At 72.5% G+C, this 18,601-nt stretch carries 12 protein-coding genes; 2 read left to right on the forward strand and 10 right to left on the reverse strand.

Features of this window, described 5'->3' with window-relative positions; genetic code table 11:
* Positions 1–882, forward strand: coding sequence for a Tll0287-like domain-containing protein (locus FHS02_RS09995; RefSeq protein WP_229422568.1), 882 nt, complete (start codon positions 1–3; stop codon positions 880–882).
* The gene (locus FHS02_RS10000) at positions 875–2,305 is read left to right on the forward strand and encodes a serine/threonine-protein kinase (RefSeq protein ID WP_137313293.1); all 1,431 of its coding nucleotides are present in this window, start codon (positions 875–877) and stop codon (positions 2,303–2,305) included. Before FHS02_RS09995 ends, FHS02_RS10000 begins: the two co-directional genes overlap by 8 nt.
* A 2-nt stretch (positions 2,306–2,307) precedes the next feature.
* On the opposite strand, the gene tssM is transcribed toward FHS02_RS10000, so the two are convergent.
* The 10 genes from tssM to FHS02_RS10050 all read right to left on the reverse strand — a co-directional run bounded on the left by tssM (position 2,308) and on the right by FHS02_RS10050 (position 18,592).
* Positions 2,308–5,739, reverse strand: a complete 3,432-nt coding sequence (tssM, locus tag FHS02_RS10005; RefSeq protein ID WP_137313294.1) for a type VI secretion system membrane subunit TssM — start codon at positions 5,737–5,739, stop codon at positions 2,308–2,310.
* 24 nt (positions 5,740–5,763) lie between these two features.
* Complete coding sequence (gene icmH / locus FHS02_RS10010) at positions 5,764–7,116, reverse strand: type IVB secretion system protein IcmH/DotU (RefSeq protein WP_137313295.1); 1,353 nt, start codon at positions 7,114–7,116, stop codon at positions 5,764–5,766.
* 1 nt (position 7,117) lies between these two features.
* The gene (gene tssK, locus FHS02_RS10015; protein WP_137313296.1) at positions 7,118–8,458 is read right to left on the reverse strand and encodes a type VI secretion system baseplate subunit TssK; all 1,341 of its coding nucleotides are present in this window, start codon (positions 8,456–8,458) and stop codon (positions 7,118–7,120) included.
* Positions 8,445–9,884, reverse strand: a complete 1,440-nt coding sequence (gene tagH / locus FHS02_RS10020; RefSeq protein WP_217496917.1) for a type VI secretion system-associated FHA domain protein TagH — start codon at positions 9,882–9,884, stop codon at positions 8,445–8,447. Before tagH ends, tssK begins: the two co-directional genes overlap by 14 nt.
* Before the next feature lie 61 nt (positions 9,885–9,945).
* Positions 9,946–11,910: a type VI secretion system Vgr family protein gene (locus FHS02_RS10025; RefSeq protein ID WP_137313297.1), complete on the reverse strand. Its 1,965-nt coding sequence runs from the start codon at positions 11,908–11,910 to the stop codon at positions 9,946–9,948.
* Positions 11,911–11,960: 50 nt separating this feature from the next.
* A complete protein-coding gene (gene tssH, locus FHS02_RS10030) occupies positions 11,961–14,648 on the reverse strand; it encodes a type VI secretion system ATPase TssH (protein ID WP_137313298.1) in 2,688 nt (895 codons plus the stop codon).
* Positions 14,641–15,690 carry a type VI secretion system baseplate subunit TssG gene (tssG, locus tag FHS02_RS10035; protein ID WP_217496918.1) on the reverse strand — a complete coding sequence of 350 codons (1,050 nt, stop codon included), beginning with the start codon at positions 15,688–15,690 and terminating at the stop codon, positions 14,641–14,643. Before tssG ends, tssH begins: the two co-directional genes overlap by 8 nt.
* On the reverse strand, positions 15,675–17,546 hold the full coding sequence (gene tssF / locus FHS02_RS10040; RefSeq protein WP_137313299.1) for a type VI secretion system baseplate subunit TssF: 1,872 nt from the start codon (positions 17,544–17,546) through the stop codon (positions 15,675–15,677). Before tssF ends, tssG begins: the two co-directional genes overlap by 16 nt.
* The gene (gene tssE, locus FHS02_RS10045) at positions 17,543–18,061 is read right to left on the reverse strand and encodes a type VI secretion system baseplate subunit TssE (RefSeq protein ID WP_137313300.1); all 519 of its coding nucleotides are present in this window, start codon (positions 18,059–18,061) and stop codon (positions 17,543–17,545) included. Before tssE ends, tssF begins: the two co-directional genes overlap by 4 nt.
* A 51-nt stretch (positions 18,062–18,112) precedes the next feature.
* Positions 18,113–18,592 (reverse strand): Hcp family type VI secretion system effector, encoded by a 480-nt coding sequence (locus FHS02_RS10050; protein ID WP_137313301.1) that lies wholly within the window; start codon positions 18,590–18,592, stop codon positions 18,113–18,115.
* Positions 18,593–18,601: the final 9 nt, after the last annotated feature.

An 18,601-nucleotide genomic window follows, 5' to 3' on the forward strand; every position in this document is an offset into this window, starting at 1 on the left:
ATGATGATCCGCTCGCTTGCCGCCAGGTTCAACCTGGTCTTCCTCGCCGTGTCCGCCCTCGGCTTCTGTGCCGCCGGTGCCGTCACGCACGCCATGCTCGAACGGAATGCCCGCGAGGAATCGCTGCAGCACGCGCGCCTGCTGCTGCACGCCTCCGACGCGGCAGGCAAGTACGCCAGCGCGCACGTCACGCCGCTGCTGGAAAACCGCCTGAAGTTCGAATTCCTGCCGCAGGCCGTGCCTACTTTCGCCGCGATCGAGCACCTGAACCAGCTGCTGAAGTCCTATCCGGATTACAGCTACAAGCAGGCCACCCTGAACCCCACCAATCCGCGCAACCGCGCCGCGGGCTGGGAACTGCCGCTGGTCGAGCGGCTGCGCGCCGAGCCGCGCACGGCGGAACTGGTGGGCGAACGCGTCGGCCCGTCCGGCCCGGCCCTGTACGTGGCACGGCCCATCCGCATCGCCGACCGCGCCTGCCTGGCCTGCCATGGCAACCCGGCCGATGCGCCCGACACGATGCTCGACATCTATGGCCGGGCCAACGGCTTCGGCTGGAAGCTGGGCGAAACCGTGGGCGCGCAGGTGGTATCGGTGCCGATGCAGGTGCCGTTGCAGCGCGCCCGCACGCTGCTGCAGACCTACCTGTGGTCGCTGCTGGCGATCTTCCTCTTCCTGTTCCTGGCCCTGAACGCGATGGTGCACCTGTTCGTGACGCGGCGCATCCGCAAGCTGTCGCGCGTGGCCGACGATATCAGCCTGGGCCGTGCAAACGCGGCCGCCATCGACACGCGGGGCGGCGACGAGCTGGCCGGGCTGGCGCGCGCCTTCGAGCGCATGCGCACCAGCCTGGCCAGCGCGATGAAAATGCTCGATGAGTGACCTGGCCGGCCTGCCGCGCCAGGTCGGCAAGTACCGCCTCGATGCGGTCCTGGGGCGGGGCGCGATGGGCGTGGTCTACCGCGCCTACGATCCCCTGATCGAGCGCACGCTGGCCCTGAAGACCGTGCACCGCGGACTGGCCGATCCGGAGCAGACGCACGAGATGCTGCAGCGCTTCCGCAAGGAGGCCCAGGCCGCGGGACGGCTGACACACCCGAATATCGTCGCGGTCTACGAATACGGCGAGAGCGCCGACATGGCCTGGATCGCGATGGAGTTCGTTGACGGGCAGCCCCTGTCGGAACTGGTCACCGGCACGCCGCTGGCGCCGCCGCGGGCCGCGGCCTGGATGGGCGACCTGCTGGCGGCCCTGGCCTATGCGCATGCGCGCGGCGTCGTGCACCGCGACATCAAGCCGGCCAACCTGCTACTGACGCGCGAAGGCCGCCTCAAGGTCGGCGACTTCGGCATCGCGCGGATCGAATCCTCGACCCTCACGCAGACCGGCGCGATGCTCGGCACGCCCAGCTACATGTCGCCCGAACAGTTTCGCGGCGAAACCGTCGATGGCCGCAGCGACCTGTTCTCGGCGGCTGTCGTGCTGTACCAGATGCTGACGGGCCAGCGGCCGTTCTCCGGCTCCGCCGCCACCGTGATGCAGCAGGTGCTGACCGTGACGCCGCCGCCGCCTTCGCACGTGCATGCGGCGCTGGGCGCCGGCCTCGACGCCGTCGTGATGCGCGGACTGGCCAGGGCGCCGGAGGCGCGCTTCGCCGATGCCGCCGAGTTCGCGCGCGCGCTGGACCATGCGATGCAGGATGCGGAGGCGCCGGCAGGCGCCAGCGCCGGGGGCGACGACGCCACCGTGCTGATGGCCGCGCCCGCCGCCGCGGCGGCACGCCGCACCGTTGCGCCCGCCACCGAAGCCACGGCCGCCATGACCGCATGGAAAATGGCCGCGCTGCCGCCGCTGGAAGCCCTGCTGACGGCGCAGATCGGTCCGCTGGCGCGGCTGCTGCTGCGCCGGATGGCGGCGAGCGCGCACGACTTCGACTCCCTGTGCGCACGGTTGCTGCCGCACATACCGTCGCCCGCGGCGCGCAAGGACTTCGCGGCGGAGCTCGCCGCGCTCGGCAGAGAACTCGTCGCGCGGCAGGACCCGCACGGCGGGCAGCACGCCGGCGCCGTGGCAATCGGCGAAAGCACCCACGCGCCCGATGCCGCGTTCGGCGCGGCCGCGACCGCATTGCTCGCCGAGGAGATCGGTCCCATCGCGGCCATCGTCGTCAAGCGCGCGCTGCCGCAGGCGGCTGGCCGCCTTGCGCTGCTCGAACTCGCCGCCGCGCGGATCGACGACCCGGCGGCCCGGGCGCGCTTCCTCGACCGGGCCCGGGCCCTCATCGGCGGTCCCGCAGCCGGCTAGCGCTACAGGCCGGGCGGGCAAGCGAACTGCGTTGCCTCGCGCCGGTACGGATTGATCACGCTGCCGGCCGTCAGCTCGTAGCTGCCCCTGCGCCCATCGATGGAGAACCCCAGACGGAACCGCTCCGCCTGCAACGGCTCGGCCGTGCCGCGGTCGACCATGCGCAGCCAGGCCCACGGCCCCTCGGTGCGCAATTCGGCGGCGGTCGCCGGCACCCCGGTGAACCGTACCAGGCCATTGCCCTTCCCGCCGGACACGGCCAGTGCCACCGCCTGGCCCGCCTGGCCCGCCTGGCCGCGGCTCGCCGGCACCGCCTGGCCATCGATCTCCAGGGTCAGCGCGGCCAGGCCGGGATCCGCCGCCAGCGGCCGCAGCGTGAAGCGCAGCGACGGCACCGTGGCGCCGCCGGCGAAGAACATGTCGCGCAGCCGGGCGCCGCGCTGGAAAGCGTCCAGCGCCGCCGGCGACACGCGGGCAGGTCCGGCCGCCGCGCGCCAGCGCCAGCGCGCGCCGCCGCGGTCCACGAACGGGGCGAGTTCCCTGGCAAAGAACTCGTCCAGCATGCCGCCGGGTGCGAAGAACCTGGCAAAGTCGTCGGGCGTGGCGTCGCGCCCGCTGGCGCGGTCCATCGGGTAGCGGCCGGCGATGGCATCGCGGCAGAAACGTGCCGGACCGCCCTGCCAGAGTGCGTCCAGGCGCTCCCGTTCGCCGCCCTGGGCCAGGCCGCTGCCCGCGTCGTGGATGCCCTGCAGCAGCATCGGCAGCGGCGCGGCCTGTCCTTCTCCGGCCCGCTTCAGCTGCAGCAGGGCACCGGGCGACGGCGCCGGCGCGCCGCTGCGGCGCGCGCTGGCTGCCGCGTCGAAATACAGTGCCGCATCCTTTACCAGCATCAGCACCTGGTCCAGCGGCGTGGGCGCCGGCCCGGCCACCAGGCGGTGCAGCGGCGCGAAGTGGCTGTCCACCGGATGCTGGCCCGCAGCCGGCGCCCCCGGGACACCGGCCGCGGCAAGCGCGGTTTCCCGCGCGGCACCGGCGAGCACCGCGCGCAGTGGCGACGCGGCGCCGCCCAGTGCATTGCTGACCCGCGCCGCGCTGTCGAAATCGGCCAGCCGCACCGGCCGCAGGTCGGCAAGGAAGCCGTCCCATGCGCGTACATACTCGTCGTAATAGCGCTGCAGCACGGCGGCCTGCGCCGCCCTGGCGTCGGGATTGCCGCCGCCGTTCTCCTGCCCGCCCAGCACCCAGTCGTCGCGCGCGATCGCGGCGACGGCCCGCGCGCTCGACGGCAGGAAGCGGCGGTATCCGGCGATGCTGTACAGCCCGCTGACGCCGCGTGCCAGCGATGCGCCGCTGGCGCGCGCCAGGACGCCCGAGCCGTCGCGGCCCAGCAGCGTGTTGACGCTGACCTCCGGCAGCGGCTCGCGCGCCAGCTGCCGCTTCACGCGGCTGTACAGGCGTTCGTTCAGCGGCATGGCCGACAGCGCCAGCCGCGCCTGGGCCACCAGCGCCGCATCGAGCGGTATCGGGTCGGGCATGCCGTCCTCCAGCAGCGCGGCCAGGTGATCCTGCAGCGGGTGCCGCGCGCCGCCCGGTTGCGGCAGGCGCTGCCGCCAGTCGGCTTCGACCCACGCCTGCACCGCGGCGGCGTCGAAGTAGCGCCGCTGGCCCAGCATCAGGTAGACGCGCAGTGTCTCGTAGAGCAGGTCCTGGTCGCCCGCAGCGCCGCCGCGCAGCACGTCTTCCAGGCGCGCGGCGATGCGTGGCTGCAGCGTGCTGCGCAGCAGGCGGCGGTAGGCGGCGACCGCGCCGTCGCCCAGCTTTTCGCCCTGATACAGGCTCATGCGCTCGAGCAGCGGTACGGGCCGGCCGCGCGCCGCGTAGCCGGCGGGCAGCGCCCGTGCCGCGTCCAGCAGAGGCAGGATGGCCAGCTCGTCGCCGCCGGCGGGTGCCTGCGCGATGCGGCGCGCCAGCGCGCCGGTCGCCGCGTCCGCGCGTTGCACCAGCGCCTGATTGCGCAGGTAGCTGGTGCCCAGTGCCGCCGCCAGCAGCAGCGCCAGCGCCGCGCCGCCGGCCAGCAGCCCCAGCGTGGCCAGCCGGCGCCGGCGCGCCGCCCGGGTGCCCAGGCCGGCCAGGCCCGCCTCGGGGAAGATCACCTCGCCCATCAGCCGCGCCAGGAAATAGCTGCGCCCGCTGCCAGGTCCCGCCGGCAATGTGCGGCGGTCCAGCCCGAAGGAGGCCGCCAGCGACGCCATGATCCGGTCGATCGGGTTGCCCTGCTGGGTGCCGCTGGTGAAATACACACCGCGCAGCAGTGCCGGCTGCTCGAACCGGTTGCCGGCGAACACCGTCCGCAGGAAGTCGTCCAGCACCCCGCCGAGCGCCGCGAACTGTTGCGGGAAGCCGAACAGCAACGCGCGGCGCGCCAGGTCACGCTCCTGCTGGAGACGCTCCAGCAAGCGCGCCTGCAACTGCGCCTCGAGCGCCAGGAACTCGGCCGGGAACGCCTTCAGCGCGTGCGCCGGCATGCCGTCGCCGGGCAAGGGGAAGGTCACGCCCCACACTTGCCGGCGTTCCTCGCGGCCGAGCGAGTCGAAGAATTCCGTGAAACCGGCCAGCAGGTCGCTCTTGGTCACCATGACGTAAACGGGGAACGCCATGCCGAGGCGCTCCTGGAGCTCCTGGATGCGGGTGCGGATCGCGCGTGCCTGGGCTTCGCGGGCGGCCTGGCCCTGCTGCAGCAGGTCGGCCACGCTGACCGCCACGATCACGCCGTTGATCGGCCGCCGTGGCCGGTATTTCTTCAGCAGGGCCAGGAAACCGCTCCACGCCGCATGGTCCATCTCGGCCTGGCTGTCCTGGGTCGTGTAGCGTCCCGCGGTGTCGAGCAGCACCGCGTCGTCCGTGAACCACCAGTCGCAGTGGCGGGTGCCGCCGATGCCGCCGATCGCCTGCGGCCCCAGCGCATCGGCCAGCGGGAACGGCAGCCCGGAACGGGACAGCGCCGTGGTCTTGCCGCTGCCCGGCGCGCCCACGAACATGTACCAGGGCAGTTCGTACAGGTACTGGCGGCGCATGCGCCAGCCCGGATTCGCCGTGCGCAGCACGGCCAGCGCGTCGCGCATGCGTCCGGCCAGCGTGGCCACTTCGTCCGCCACCAGCGCGCCGCCGGCACGGGGCTGCGCGGCGGGCGCCACGCCGGCGGCAAGCGCGTCGTCGCGGCGCCGCGCCAGCCACAGGCGTAGTACCCACCACAGCGCGGGCAAGGCCAGCAGCGCGCCGATGAGCAGCCAGCGCGGCCCGGCGGCCGCGAACGGCGCGCGGCCATCCACCTGCAGCAGCGGGGCTTCGATCCACACCAGGCAGGTCAGCAGCGCCAGGCAGGCGGCCAGCGGCATCCATGCCTTGCCGGGTCCGGAAGAAAAGTATCGGTTCATGTGCTTGTGTTCGGGTACGCCGGTTCAGCGGGGTTGGACGGGTGCCACGACGACGATGTCGACACGGCGGTTGCGTGCCCGGTTCGCCGGGCTGTCGTTGGGCGCCACCGGTTCGGTCTCGCCGCGCCCTTCGCTGGCGAAGCGTTCCGCGGCGCCGGCCTGCCTGGCCAGCAGCGCCGCGACGTTGCGTGCGCGTGCCTTCGACAGGTCGAAGTTGGACGGCAGCCGCGCCGACAGCGCGGGCCGGGTATCGTCCGTGTGGCCGATCACGACGACATTGCCTGGCACGGTGGCAAGGGCCTCGCCGACGCGGCGCAGCGCGGGCAGCAGGCGTGGCGCGATTTCGTCGCTGCCCGGCGCGAAGCCGCCATCGCCGCGCAGGGTGATGACCGAACGGTCGGCGCTTTCCGTGACGCTGACCGCGCCGCTTGCCAGCTCGGGCGCCAGCAGTCTCGCCAGGCGCGCCGGAGCGGGCGCGGGCGGCAGCGCCGCGTGCCGGGACGCCAGCCGTACCGGCGGCTCGGCACGCAGCGCGGCGAGACGCGCATAGACCGCGTCCGATTCACGGCCGAGCAGCCAGCCGCCGGCAAGCTGCGCCAGCAGCAGCAGTCCGGCGGCGCCGGCGGCCATCAGCCAGGGTCCGCGTCCGGACACCCGCGACTGCGCCGTCGCCTGCCCGCGCCAGCGCGGCGACAGGTCCTGCTCGGTTGCGCCGCGCTGCCGCGCGACGATCGCCAGCAGGCGTTCGCGCAGTGCCGCCAGCTGCTCGTGGCCGCGCTCCATCACCCGGTAGCGCCCTTCGAGCCCCAGGGCCAGGCACAGGTACATGAGCTCCAGCACATGCAGGTGCCGGCCCGGATCGGCGCTCAGCCGCTGCAGCACGAGAAAGAACTTCTCGCCGCCCCAGGCTTCGTTGTGGAATGCGACCAGCAGGCTGCGCCGGTTCCACACCGCGGCACCCCACGGCGTCCCCGAGACCGTTTCATCGATCAGCGTGCACAGCGCATAGCGGGCGGCGGCGATCGTATCCGGTTCGATTCCCGCATCGCGGGCCTGGGCCTCGAAGCGGCGCACCGCGTCGCTGAGGCGTTCGCGCAGCACTTCCAGGTCGGGCGCCGCCGCCACGCCGCGCAGCGGAACGACCAGCCCGAGCAGCGCAGTGGCCGCGCGGACCAGGGGGTTCAGTCCGCAGCCGGGCAACGCCGGAATCCCGGCGGCGATGGGCGCCTGCGCCGCCGGTGCGAACGGTTCGCCCGGCAGGTCAGGCGCCAGGGACGGCTGCCCCGTCGCGCCGCGCGGACGGCGTGCGCCGGGGGGCGGCACCAGCATGGTGCGGTCCGGGTCCTGCCCGGGATCGTGGAGGTTGTCTGGCTGCATGTCAGGAAGCATGGTTGCGGATCGCCCAGAACTGCATCCGCAGCCCCGGGAAGTGGCCGGCGACGTGCATCGCGAAGCCGGCGGAGCTGTTCAGCTGCTGCCAGTAGTCGCTGGCGCGGTCCAGTTCGAAATAGGTATGCCCGGCCAGGTACGGCAGCTGGCGCGGCGCCACGGAAAGCGGTCGCAGCGGGATGCCCGGCAGTTGCAGGTTGACCAGGTCGCGGATGGTTTCCACCGAGCCGATCTTGACCTGCGGCGGGAAGCCGCTGCGCACCGCGTCGGGCGGCAGCTGCGCGTGCACGGCCAGCACGAACGTGGCCGATTGCAGCAGCGCGCGGTCCGGCAGCACGGCCACGCGGATGCCGAACTGGCGTTCCTCGAGCGCCAGCGCCACCGCGGCCGGATCCATCACGGCCGACAGCGACCGGCGCAGGTCGAGCATCAGCGGTGCGAAGCTGACGGCCAGCGCGTCGTGGCGATACGGCGGATATGCCGGTGTCCGCTTGTCGGCGCGGGTGAAGGTCGCCAGCTCGCCGGCCAGCCCGCACAGCTCGCGGTACAGGTCGTGCGGGTGCAGCGCCGGCGTCCGCGCCAGGTGGGCGACGCGCGGTTGGCTGCGGTTGAGCAGCTGCAGCAGCAGGAAATCGGCGATCTCGCCGGCGCCGCTGGCCTGCGGCTGCGCGAGCCGGGCGGCCAGCGCTTCGGCGCGCTGGTGCAGCAGGCCCTGCAGCTCGTCGACGAAACCGGCCAGCGGCGGCGCCGCGCGCAGGGCCAGCACCGGCGCGCAATAGGCTGTGTCGAGCACCACCTGGTTGTCGGCACGGCGTTCGAGCACCCGCACGATGCCCAGCGCCATGCAGCCGTCGGGCAGGCCTTCCTGCAACGCCAGCCGCAGGCGCAGTTTGCCGATCTCGACGCGGGTACTGAAGTCGAGGCCGTTGCTGTCCCACACGTCGGCCTCGGCGCGGCGGTGCCGCGCCGCGTTGTCCACGCCGTTCCCGTCGTCGACCTCGGGCACGCCATGCCGGCGCAGCGGCAGGGCCAGCACCACCAGCACGTCGCGGGCATCGGGCGGAATGTCCAGCGGCGCGGGAATGTCCTCGTCGCCGGCCAGGCCGAACGGGGTGCCGTCGGGCAGCACGCCACTGCAGGCCCGCAGCGCGACCTTGCCGAGACCGAGCTGCGCCGTATCGAGTTCGAGGTGCGCGACGCCCCAGGGGTATGGCCGCAGCGCGCCCGCGCGGCCTTCCAGGCGCGCATCCAGGTAGCGGTCGTGCTGCTGCATGTGCTGCGGCTGCAGCAGCATGCCTTCCGACCAGATGACTTTGCTATTCCACGACATGGCGACTCGCTGCGGTTTCGAACGGTTGAGGTTGGGAAGCGGGCCGGACGCGCATGCGCTCGACCTGCTCCTGGTAAGCCACGGAGAATTTCTCCGCGAACAGGCGCTGCAGGTCTTCGTCGGCGTCGCGCACCAGTTCGCCATAGGACGCCACCATGCTGTCCCACAGGCGGGCCTTGCGCCGCGCCGGCAGCAGGCGCCCGAGGCGGCCGCTGGCGGCCACGCGCTGCTCGGCCCGCGCCGGATCGAAACGCCCGACCACCACGGCCAGTGCGGCACGCATGCCGGCGATGACCGCCAGCTCGTGCGCCTTCAGGTCGTCGAACGCGGCGCCGATCGCCGCCTGCGCCGGCAGGTAGCCCGGCGCATCGGCACCCAGCATCTGCGCCAGCGCGCTGTCGGCGTCGGGCAGGAATTTCAGCGGGTTGTTGGCACGGGCGGCGATCATCGTCATGTCGATGCGGCTCTCGCGCTTGGTCAGCGCGCGTGCCGCCAGCACTTCCATGGTGCCGCGCGTGATGGCGCGCAGCATCGTGCCGGCCAGCCGCGCCAGGTCCTCGGGCGCGCGGCTGGAGCGCAGCTGCGGCAGTCCCAGCCCTTCCAGCAGGGCGCCCAATACCTCGTCGCCGCGGGCGGGCGGCCCGGACGCGCCGGCCGCCACCGGCAAGAACGCCGGTGCGGACACAGGTTCCTGAATCACTGCGGCCGGCGGGGCAGCCGGCACCGTGGCCCTTCCGGCAACGAGCAGGCTCGCCATCGGATCGTAGTCGGGCGGGATGGCCGCCACATAGGCCTGGCGCTCCGGCGGCAAGTGATCGTGGAGCGCTGCCGGGGCGAACGGCCCGCGCGACGGCACGGCCGCAAGCGCCAGTCCGTCCGGCAGCAGCGCCAGCGGGTCGGCGGGCGGCGTGCCGCCATCGGCGTTCAGGATGCTGGCCATCGCCAGCGCATCGCGGTGCGCGGCCGGCGCAGCGGAGAAAAGCCGGGGCGACGACACGGGCAGCGCCGGTGACGGCGGCGGCGCCGGAACGGCCGCCGGCGCCCCGATCATGGTGGCCATCGGATCGGCTTCCACCGGTGCCGCCACGACGGCGACATCGAGCAGGTAGTCGCCGATCGCCACGACGTCGCCCTCCGCCAGCGCCGTCGTGGCACCGGGCGCCAGCGGCCGGCCATTGACGAGGCTCGGGTTGGCGCCCTGGTCGCTCAGGTGGAAACACCCATCGGCCAGCATGACCGCCGCATGCACGCGGGAGATGTACTTGCGCGTATCCTCGAGCACCATCAGGTTGCCGGCAGCACGCCCGATGGTGCCGCCGGCGGCGTCGAAATGCACTTCCAGGTCCGCGGGCGGCGGCGCGCCCCGGTGGCTGCGCACCCGCAGCACCAGGCCGGCGGCGCCGCCGCCGCTTGTCGTCGTTCTCAAAGTTCTACCCTTCCCTCTCCTGCGCAGGCGCGCGAATGCGTTGTGATGTTGATCCGGCCGCTCATTGCTTGCCGTCGTCGGCTTCCCGTGGCGGCACCGGCCGCGGTGACGGCGGCAGGATCGTGGCCGCGAGTACCGCGGCCGTGACCGCGGTGGACGCCGACGGCATCGGCACAGGCATGGCAGACGCCAGGATCATGGCCGGCCCGATGGTCAGGAAACTGGCGCCCGCCTTCAGCGTGATACTGGCCCCCGCCTCGATGACCACGTTGGTGCCGCCCTTGATATGCACCGACATGCCTGCCTGCAGCCCGGTACGGGTATCGCCCGACAGCACCATGTCGGCGCCGGACAGGGCCACGCGCCCGTCGGCCCGCTCGGTACGGGCGCCGCCGACCGCCAGGTGGCGGTCGCCGCCGGTCTCCTCGAAACTGTCGCCAACCGTCAGCGTGTGCCGGTCGCGCCCGATCCAGGCAAGGAAGTCGCGGCCGACCCGGTGCTCCAGGTCGCGCTGGGCATGCACGTAGAACTGCTCGGCGCCCTTCCTGTCCTCGAAGCGCAGTTCGTTGCGGCCGCCGCCGCCGGGTGAAGACTCGCTCCTGATCGTCGAACGGGTGGCCGACGCGGGCAGCGGATATGGCGGCATGTTGTCGGCGTTGTACACGCTGCCCGTAACCAGCGGGCGGTCCGGGTCGCCCTCGAGGAAGCTGACGATCACTTCCTGGCCGACACGCGGCACGAACATGGCGCCCCAGCGCCGCCCTGCCCACCCTTGCGCCACCCGCACCCAGCACGAGCTGGCCTCGTTGTCGCGCCCCGCGCGGTCCCAGTGGAACTGCACCTTGACGCGGCCGTACCGGTCGGTCCAGATCTCCTCGCCGGCCTTGCCGACCACGATGGCCGTCTGCGGGCCGTGCACCAGGGGCTTGCGGGTCGCGAGCGGGGCCCGGAAATCGCGCTGTTTGGGAATCACGTCGAAGGTGCACGTCAGCAGCGGCTCGGGCTCGGCCGGCCGGGTCGGCTGGTACGGGTCCGACGCCAGCACGTACCCGGCGGCGGCGACCAGGAACTCGCCGTTCTGGTCGGCGCGCGGATGCTCGGCCAGCCGGAACAGCGCGCCGGGGAACAGGCCGCGCGCGCGCGTTGCGCCGCGCACCCGCCGCCAGCTCGTGTGCAGCACGTCGAGCCGGACGCGGGCGGCGGCATCGCCGTCGGCGCGTGCGCTGAAGCTGCCCGGATAGTCGAACAGCTCATGGTCCGCCTGAGCATGCCCGCGCACGGCGGCCGCCTTGACCAGCAGGCTGGCGGCGGGCCGCTCGAAATCGAAGTCCTTCAACACCTGCGCGCCCGGCTCCACCTCGGCGGCCATGTGCCACTCGTAGACGACTTCGCTTTCGCGCATGGCATGGTCGGCGGCCGGCATGTACAGCAGGCTGGCATAGCCGGGCGCCGGCGCATGGGCGGCGTAGGAGTCGGCCAGCACCAGGGTATGGCGCCTGGCGTCGCAGCGGAAGTAGTAATAGATGCCGGCCGCCTCGAGCAGCCTGCTGACGAAGGCGAAGTCCGTTTCGCGATACTGCACGCAGTACGGCAGCGGCCGGTAGGTGGCGCCCAGCGCGGCGCTGTCGACGTCGGCGATCGCGTACCCGGCGAATACCGCCTTGACGATCTCCGGCACTGTCCGCTCCTGGAAGATGCGGCAGTCGGACGAGCGGGTCAGGAACCACAGCCACGGCCGGACCGTGGCCTGGTACGTGCTGAAGCGCCCCTGCCGCCCGGTCAGCGCAAAGCGCGTGACAAGGCCGTGGAAGTGGCGCGTGCCGCCGCGCGGCAAGGCGATGCCGATGGCCAGCGGTGTGGCCAGCAGCGCCTCCGGCTGCAGGTCGGCACGCTCGCTGTACAGTTCGAGGTCGTACTCGCTCAGTTGGGACAGCGCCTCGCTGCCGCGCATGCGGCGCAGCAGCAGCACGTCGGCGCCGAGCACGCAGGCCACGCCGACGTCGCGCCGGTTCTGGGTGGTTGCCATGGCCTACGCCGCCTTCCTGCGGCGCGGCCGCGCGAGGTGGATGGCCCCGCTCATGCGCAGGCCTCGTACTCGTACGCCAGCTCGCCGTCGCGCACGCCGACGGCGACGCCGGCGATGCCGGCACTGCCGGCATCGCCGGCGCCGTCGAGCATGCGGCGCAGGAATTCGGCGCTGATCGCCGGCAGCAGCGTATTGGTCAGGATCGCATCGATCATGCGCCCGCCGCTTTCCTGCTCCGTGCAGCGGCCGGCGACCAGCCGCACCACGGCGTCGCTGTACGAGAACGCCACGCCGTGGCGCTCGCCGATGCGGCGGCCGATGCGGTCCAGCTGGAGGCGGATGATGGCGCCCAGCATGTCGTCGCCGAGCGGGTAATACGGCACCGTCACCACCCTGCCCAGCAGTGCCGGCGGGAACACTTCCAGCAGCGGCGCGCGCAGTTCGCGGGCGATCGCGTCCGGCGCCGGTGCCGCGCCGGGCGAGCCGCACAGGCGCGTGATCAGCGCCGTGCCGGCGTTCGTCGTCAGCAGGATCAGCGTGTTGCGGAAATCGATGACGCGGCCTTCCCCGTCTTCCATCCAGCCCTTGTCGAATACCTGGAAAAACAGTTCGTGCACATCGGGATGGGCCTTTTCGACTTCGTCGAGCAGCACCACGCTGTACGGGCGGCGCCGCACCGCCTCCGTCAGCACGCCGCCCTCGCCGTAGCCGACATAGCCCGGCGGCGCCCCTTTCAGCGACGACACCGAATGGGCCTCCTGGTACTCGCTCATGTTGATGGTGATGAGGTTCTGCTCGCCGCCATACAGGGTTTCCGCCAGCGCCAGCGCCGTCTCGGTCTTGCCCACCCCCGACGTGCCGGCCAGCAGGAACACGCCCACCGGCCTGGCCGGATTGTCGAGCCCGGCGCGCGCGGTCTGCACCCGCCGCGCGATCATGTCCAGCGCATGGCGCTGGCCGATGATGCGCCGCTCGAGCGCATCGGCCAGGGCCAGCACGCCGGCCACCTCGTCGCGCATCATGCGGCCGACCGGGATGCCGGTCCAGTCCTGCACGACCGCCGCCACGGCCTGGCGGTCGACCGTCGCCAGCACCAGCGGGGTTTCGCCCTGCCGCCCGGCCAGTTCGTCCTGCAGGGCGCGCAGCGCGCGCAGCTGCTCCGCGCGCCCTGCCTCGAAGCCATCCGCCGTGCCGCCGGCCTCGCGCTGCAATGCCGCGCGCAGCGCCAGGATGCGGCCGACCAGTTCCTTCTCGGCGGCCCAGCGCGCGGCCAGTCCTTCCTCGCGCCCGCGTTCCCGCGCCAGCGCTTCTTCGACCTGTGCAAGCCGCCCTGCCTGTTCGATGCCGATCGCCGCCTCGCGCCGCACGATGTCCCGCTCCGTTTCCAGTGCCGCGATGCGGCGCCGGCAATCGTCGACGCCGGCCGGCGTCGCATGCAGGCCGATCGCCACGCGCGCACAGGCAGTGTCCAGCACGCTGACCGCCTTGTCGGGCAGCTGGCGCGCCGGGATGTAGCGGTGCGACAGCCGCACCGCGGCGTCCAGCGCCTGGTCCAGCACCTGCACGCCGTGGTGCGCTTCCAGCGCCGCGGCGACGCCGCGCATCATCAGCAGCGCGCGCGCCTCGTCCGGCTGGCCCACCTCGACCGCCTGGAAGCGCCGCGACAGTGCCGGGTCCTTTTCGATGTGCTTGCGGTACTCGGCGAACGTGGTGGCGCCGACGGTGCGCAGCGTGCCCCGTGCCAGCATCGGCTTGAGCAGGTTGGCCGCATCCCCCGTGCCGGCCGCGCCGCCGGCGCCGACCAGCGTGTGGGTCTCGTCGACGAACAGGATCACCGGCCGGTCGCTGGCCTGCACCGCATCGATCACGGCGCGCAGGCGCTGCTCGAATTCGCCCTTCATGCTGGCGCCGGCCTGCAGCAGGCCCAGGTCGAGCGCCAGCAGGCGCACGGGTGCCAGCGCCGGCGGAACGTCGCCCCGGACGATGCGCTGGGCCAGGCCCTCGACCACCGCGGTCTTGCCGACGCCGGCCTCGCCGACCAGGATCGGGTTGTTCTGGCGCCGCCGCATCAGGATGTCGATCACGCGGCGGATCTCGTCGTCGCGGCCGACCACCGGGTCCATGCCGCCGGCGCGGGCCTGTGCCGTCAGGTCGGTGGTGAAGCGCTCCAGCGCCTCGCCACGGTCCGGCGCCGTGGCCGCGATCGCATCGGCCGCCGTGCCGGGCTCGCGCACGCCAGACTCGCCGGCGCCCATGTCCGCTTCGGGCGAGGCCGCGAGCAGCGTCGCATGGCGCGCGGCCAGGTCGTCGACCGGGATCCGGCCGAACTGCGCGGACAGGCCGAGCAGCGCGTTGCGCAGGCCGCTGGTTTTCAGCACCCCCACCAGCAGGTGGCCCGAGCGCACGCGCGCCGCGCCGAACATCAGCGCGCCATACACCCAGGCACGCTCGACGGCTTCCTCCAGCTGGTGCGACAGATCGGTGATCGAGGCGGCGCCGCGCGGCAGCCGGTCGAGCGCGGCCGTCAGGTCGCGCTGCACCTGGCCGGGATCGATGTCGTATTCGCGCAGCACGCGCAGCAGGTCCGAATCGGGCGCCTGCAGCAGCTGGTGCAGCCAGTGGGCCAGTTCGACATACGGGTTGCCGCGCAGCTTGCAGAACGCGACGCTGCTCTCGACGGTGCCGTAGCACAGGGCGTTCAGTTTCCCGAACAGGGCGGTGCGGCTGATGTCAGCCATGGATATCTCCTTGTGATGGTGATGCGTTGGGCGGTGCGGCGCGCAGGCGCAGCTGGCGGTCGTCGCGCGCCGGCGGACGCGAGCTGAGCCAGCTGGTCCAGCCGAGCCGGGTGTCGCGCCCGAGCCGCAGGCGCGGCAGCGTTTCCCTGGCGATGACGGGCACCAGTTCCCATTCCAGCGCAGGGCCGGCATACAGGCGCACCCAGTCGGCCAGCTGGCCCATGCCCGGCGAGCCCGGCAGCAGCCCGGCGGCACGCTCGAAGCCGATCGGGCCGACCAGTATCCGGAAACGGTGCTGCGCGTTCCACACGCGGGTGCCCAGCACCGTGTCATGGCCGAGCCGCGCCGCGCCGGCCCCGCCGCGCAGCCGCGCCAGGCCCTCGCGGGGCAGGCGCAGCCAGCCGCCGGCGAATTCCTCTATCGCGACCGGCGCGCCGAGGCAGTCGCCGAGAATCGCCGCCAGGCCCCCGGCGCTGCGCTGATGGGGTCCCAGCCGGCCCGCGTAGTGCAGCTTGGCGTGATCGGCGACGCCATCGCGCCCGCGCAGCGAGGGCATGCCGATCCCCACCAGCGCGCCGACGTGGCGGGCGTACGGATCGTCGCCGGGACGGTCGAAGCCGAGCGCCGGCTGGGCGCTGGCCCAGGCCCGGTACAGCAGCGTCATCATCCGGTGCTGCAGCATGTCCAGGAAGCGGGCCGGCGTCGGGTCGTCGTGGTGGCGCTGGCGCTCGCGCACGTATTCCGTCAGGTGCACGGGCAGCGGGCCGTTCGCGCCCAGCAGCCCGAAGAAATTGAGCAGCAGGCGCGGCACTTTCGCCTCCTCGCCAGCGCCGCCATCGCGCTCCAGCGCGGCCAGCATGTGCGGCTTGAACGCCAGCGAAGGATGCTGGCCCAGCCGCAGCGCCTCGTCCTGCGGGCGCGGCGCGGTACCGATCCGCGGCAGTTCGGGGTGCGCGCATTCGACCAGCCGCAGCGCGGCGTGGAACTCGAACGACGCCGGGTCGGCCGCCAGCTGGCCAAGCAGCGCTACAGCGTCGCGCATCGCCCCACCCTTGCCGGCCAGGCCATGACCAGTCCCCGACCGGCCGTGCGGACGTGGGTCTCGGTAAAACTGTTCAGGCTCACGTACTTCGCGAAGAACTGCTCGAGCAGCATGCCGAGCAGGAAGACACTGCCGCCCGTGAAGGCCGCGTCGTCGAACTCGATGCCGACCTGCAGTCCGCGCCCGAAGCTGGCCGGTCCGGGCAGCGGCAGGCGGCGCACCACCGCTTCGGCGCGCACCGAACGCAATCCGTCGATCTGGCGCTGCGCCGCCAGGTCGTCGCGGGCGCAATACAGGCGCAGCATGTCGCGCAGCGCGGCGGCGCCCGTATCGCCCGGTCCGTCCAGCAGTGACAGGTAGTTCAGCGACAGGTGGCTGGCAAGCCGCCACGCCGTCTCGCCCTGCGCATGGGACGGCGCCGGCAGGCTCGGTCCCGCCACGCAGCGCACCGAGCGCACCGGTGCGCCGGCGCCGAGCGTGAAGTCGGTCCGACCGGCACCGAGCGGCATGCCCAGCACCAGGTCGCGGTTGGTGCACAGGGTCTCGACGCCCAGCTGCCGGAGCTCGGCGTTCCATGGCGCCGCGCCGGCGTCGACGAGCGCCAGGAACACCTCGCTGCCGACATAGCCGGAGCGCGCACCTTCGCGCTGCTGGCGCGCGGACAGCACGCGCGCATCGCGGCGTACCTGGTAGTACGCGCCGGCATCCGCGCCCTGCAGGTCGTTGGCGCGGTAGAACGATTGAAAGGCCTGCACGGCCGCGCTGCCGCTGCCATATCCCTTCACGCCCAGCACCTGGTAAACCTCGAAGTCCATCGGCCGGGTGCGGTCCGGCACGACGTGGAACTCGGCCTGGCGCTCGGACAGGTGGATGCGGTCCGCCTGCCGGGGAAACAGGTTGATCGCCGGAGTGCAGTACAGGCCGAAGGTGGCCGCATCGACGGCGTGTTCGAGGACCGGGTCGAAGGTACGGAGCAGGATGGCGATCTCCACCTCGTTGCCGGGACAGCCGCGCAGCGCGGCGCCCAGGCCGCCCAGCTCGACGAACATGAAGCGCTGGGGCAAGGCGAAATATTCCTGCAACAGCCGGTAGCCCTCGAAGGTCCGCGGCCCGTTCGGCAGCAGCGCCTCGTGTTCCGCGCAGCCCAGCGGGCGCAGGGCTGCCGGCGGGACGAAGGCGTGCGGCGCCGCGCCCTGGCCCGGCATCACGACGATGCCCGCCGCATGCGCCAGCAGCTGTTCGAGCAAACGCCCGGGAATGGCTTCGCTGCCGCGCAGGAACAGCGGCAGCGCGTCCAGCGCCAGGTCGGCAAACGCCAGCCCGGCACCGGCGCGCAGCCGTAGCCGCAGCGCCGCTTTCACCGCACCGGCCGGCGCGAGATCGATGCCGTCGAGCTGCTGGCCGCAAGGCGCGTAGCGTGCCTGCACCAGTTCCACGGGCCACAGCGTGACGTCATGCGCGCTGCGGAATTCGCAGACCGTCTGGTCACCCTTGCCCAGCATGCCGTGCAGCGCGCTGCCGCGCGTCACGGTGTAGCCCTGTGCCAGGCTGCCTTCCGTCATGTCCGGCTGCAGCTGCACCACGGCCATCGACGGCGTCGGCGCCAGGTAGTGCGGGTAGACCAGCTCCAGCAGGTGGTTCGTGAAGCGCGGGTACTCGGCGTCGATCTTCAGGTGCACCCGGGCCGCCAGGAAGCTCACGCCTTCCAGCAGCCGTTCGACATACGGGTCGGCGCAGGCCTCGGTCTCGAGGCCGAGGCGCCCGGCGATCTTCGGGAAGTCGCGCGCGAACTCGCCGCCCATCCCGCGCAGGTGCTGCAGTTCGGCCTCGTAGGCACGCAACAGGTCGGGGTTCATCGCGGCCGCGCTCCGTCCAGGTCGAACAGCCGCACGGCACCGGTTTCCAGGTCGAGCTCCGTGCGGACATACAGCCGTTCGGGCAACGGCAAGGCCCACAGCTCGCCCTGGATCTCGAACGCCAGCTGGTTCGGCGCCGCCGATGGGTGGCCCGCGACGGCGACGACGCGCAGGCCGTCGCGCAGGATGCGCGGTTCGAAGTCCCAGATCGCCTGGCGGATCGCCCGCGCGACCGTCCCCGCATCGACGCTCGATGCCGTCCTGCCGGCCAGGCCGGGCAGGCCGAAGTTCAGGACGGACTGCGCCGCCAGCGGGGTGTCGTCGAGCGGCCCCACCGCGGCCGCCAGGCTGGTCGCGTTGAGCAGCCAGCCCAGGTCGCGCAGTACCGCCTCGCGCAGCCCGCGCAGCGACAACACGCGCTGCTCGCGCGACTCCAGCGGCGTGCCGCTGGCATCGTCGCTCAGCCGGTCCAGCAGCGCCGGCTGCAGGCGGTCGCGGCTCAGGAGTTCAGCCACGGAGCGCTCCGTCGCACGGCGGCGCCGGCCTTGTCGTCGGAATCGTGCGCATCAGAAGGTCGCGTTGGTTTCCAGGTCCCACTTCTTCGGCGTGCCGGTGACGACCTTGTCGCCGGTAAACGAATCGTACTGGTAGCTGATCTTCGTGAAATTGATCGAGAAGTTCTCGCTCGGGCGCTCGCCGCCGCTGCTGACCGAGTACGAGCTGACGATCGCCTCTTCCAGTTCGATCTTCAGGAACACCTGTTCCTTCTTGTCGGCGCCGCCGGTATGGATGAAATGCAGCTCGGCCTTGCCGAGGCTCATGCCGCAGACGGCCTGCATGAACAGGTCGGCGGAGGCGATGTCGGTGGCCTTGCTCAGCGAGATTTCCGAGAACGACGGATTGCTGGTGTCGCGGTCGGCGCCGCCGCCGCTGCTCGAGATGGCACGGCCGACGCCCATCTCGATGGAGTCGATGGTGATCCACTCGGCGTGGCCGGCAACCGTGGACGTGCCCTTGATGGGCTTGGCGAATTTCAGCAGGATCATGAGGTTTCT

The sequence above is a fragment of the Pseudoduganella umbonata genome, from assembly GCF_014192225.1.
Taxonomy (GTDB): Bacteria; Pseudomonadota; Gammaproteobacteria; order Burkholderiales; family Burkholderiaceae_D; genus Rugamonas; species Rugamonas umbonata.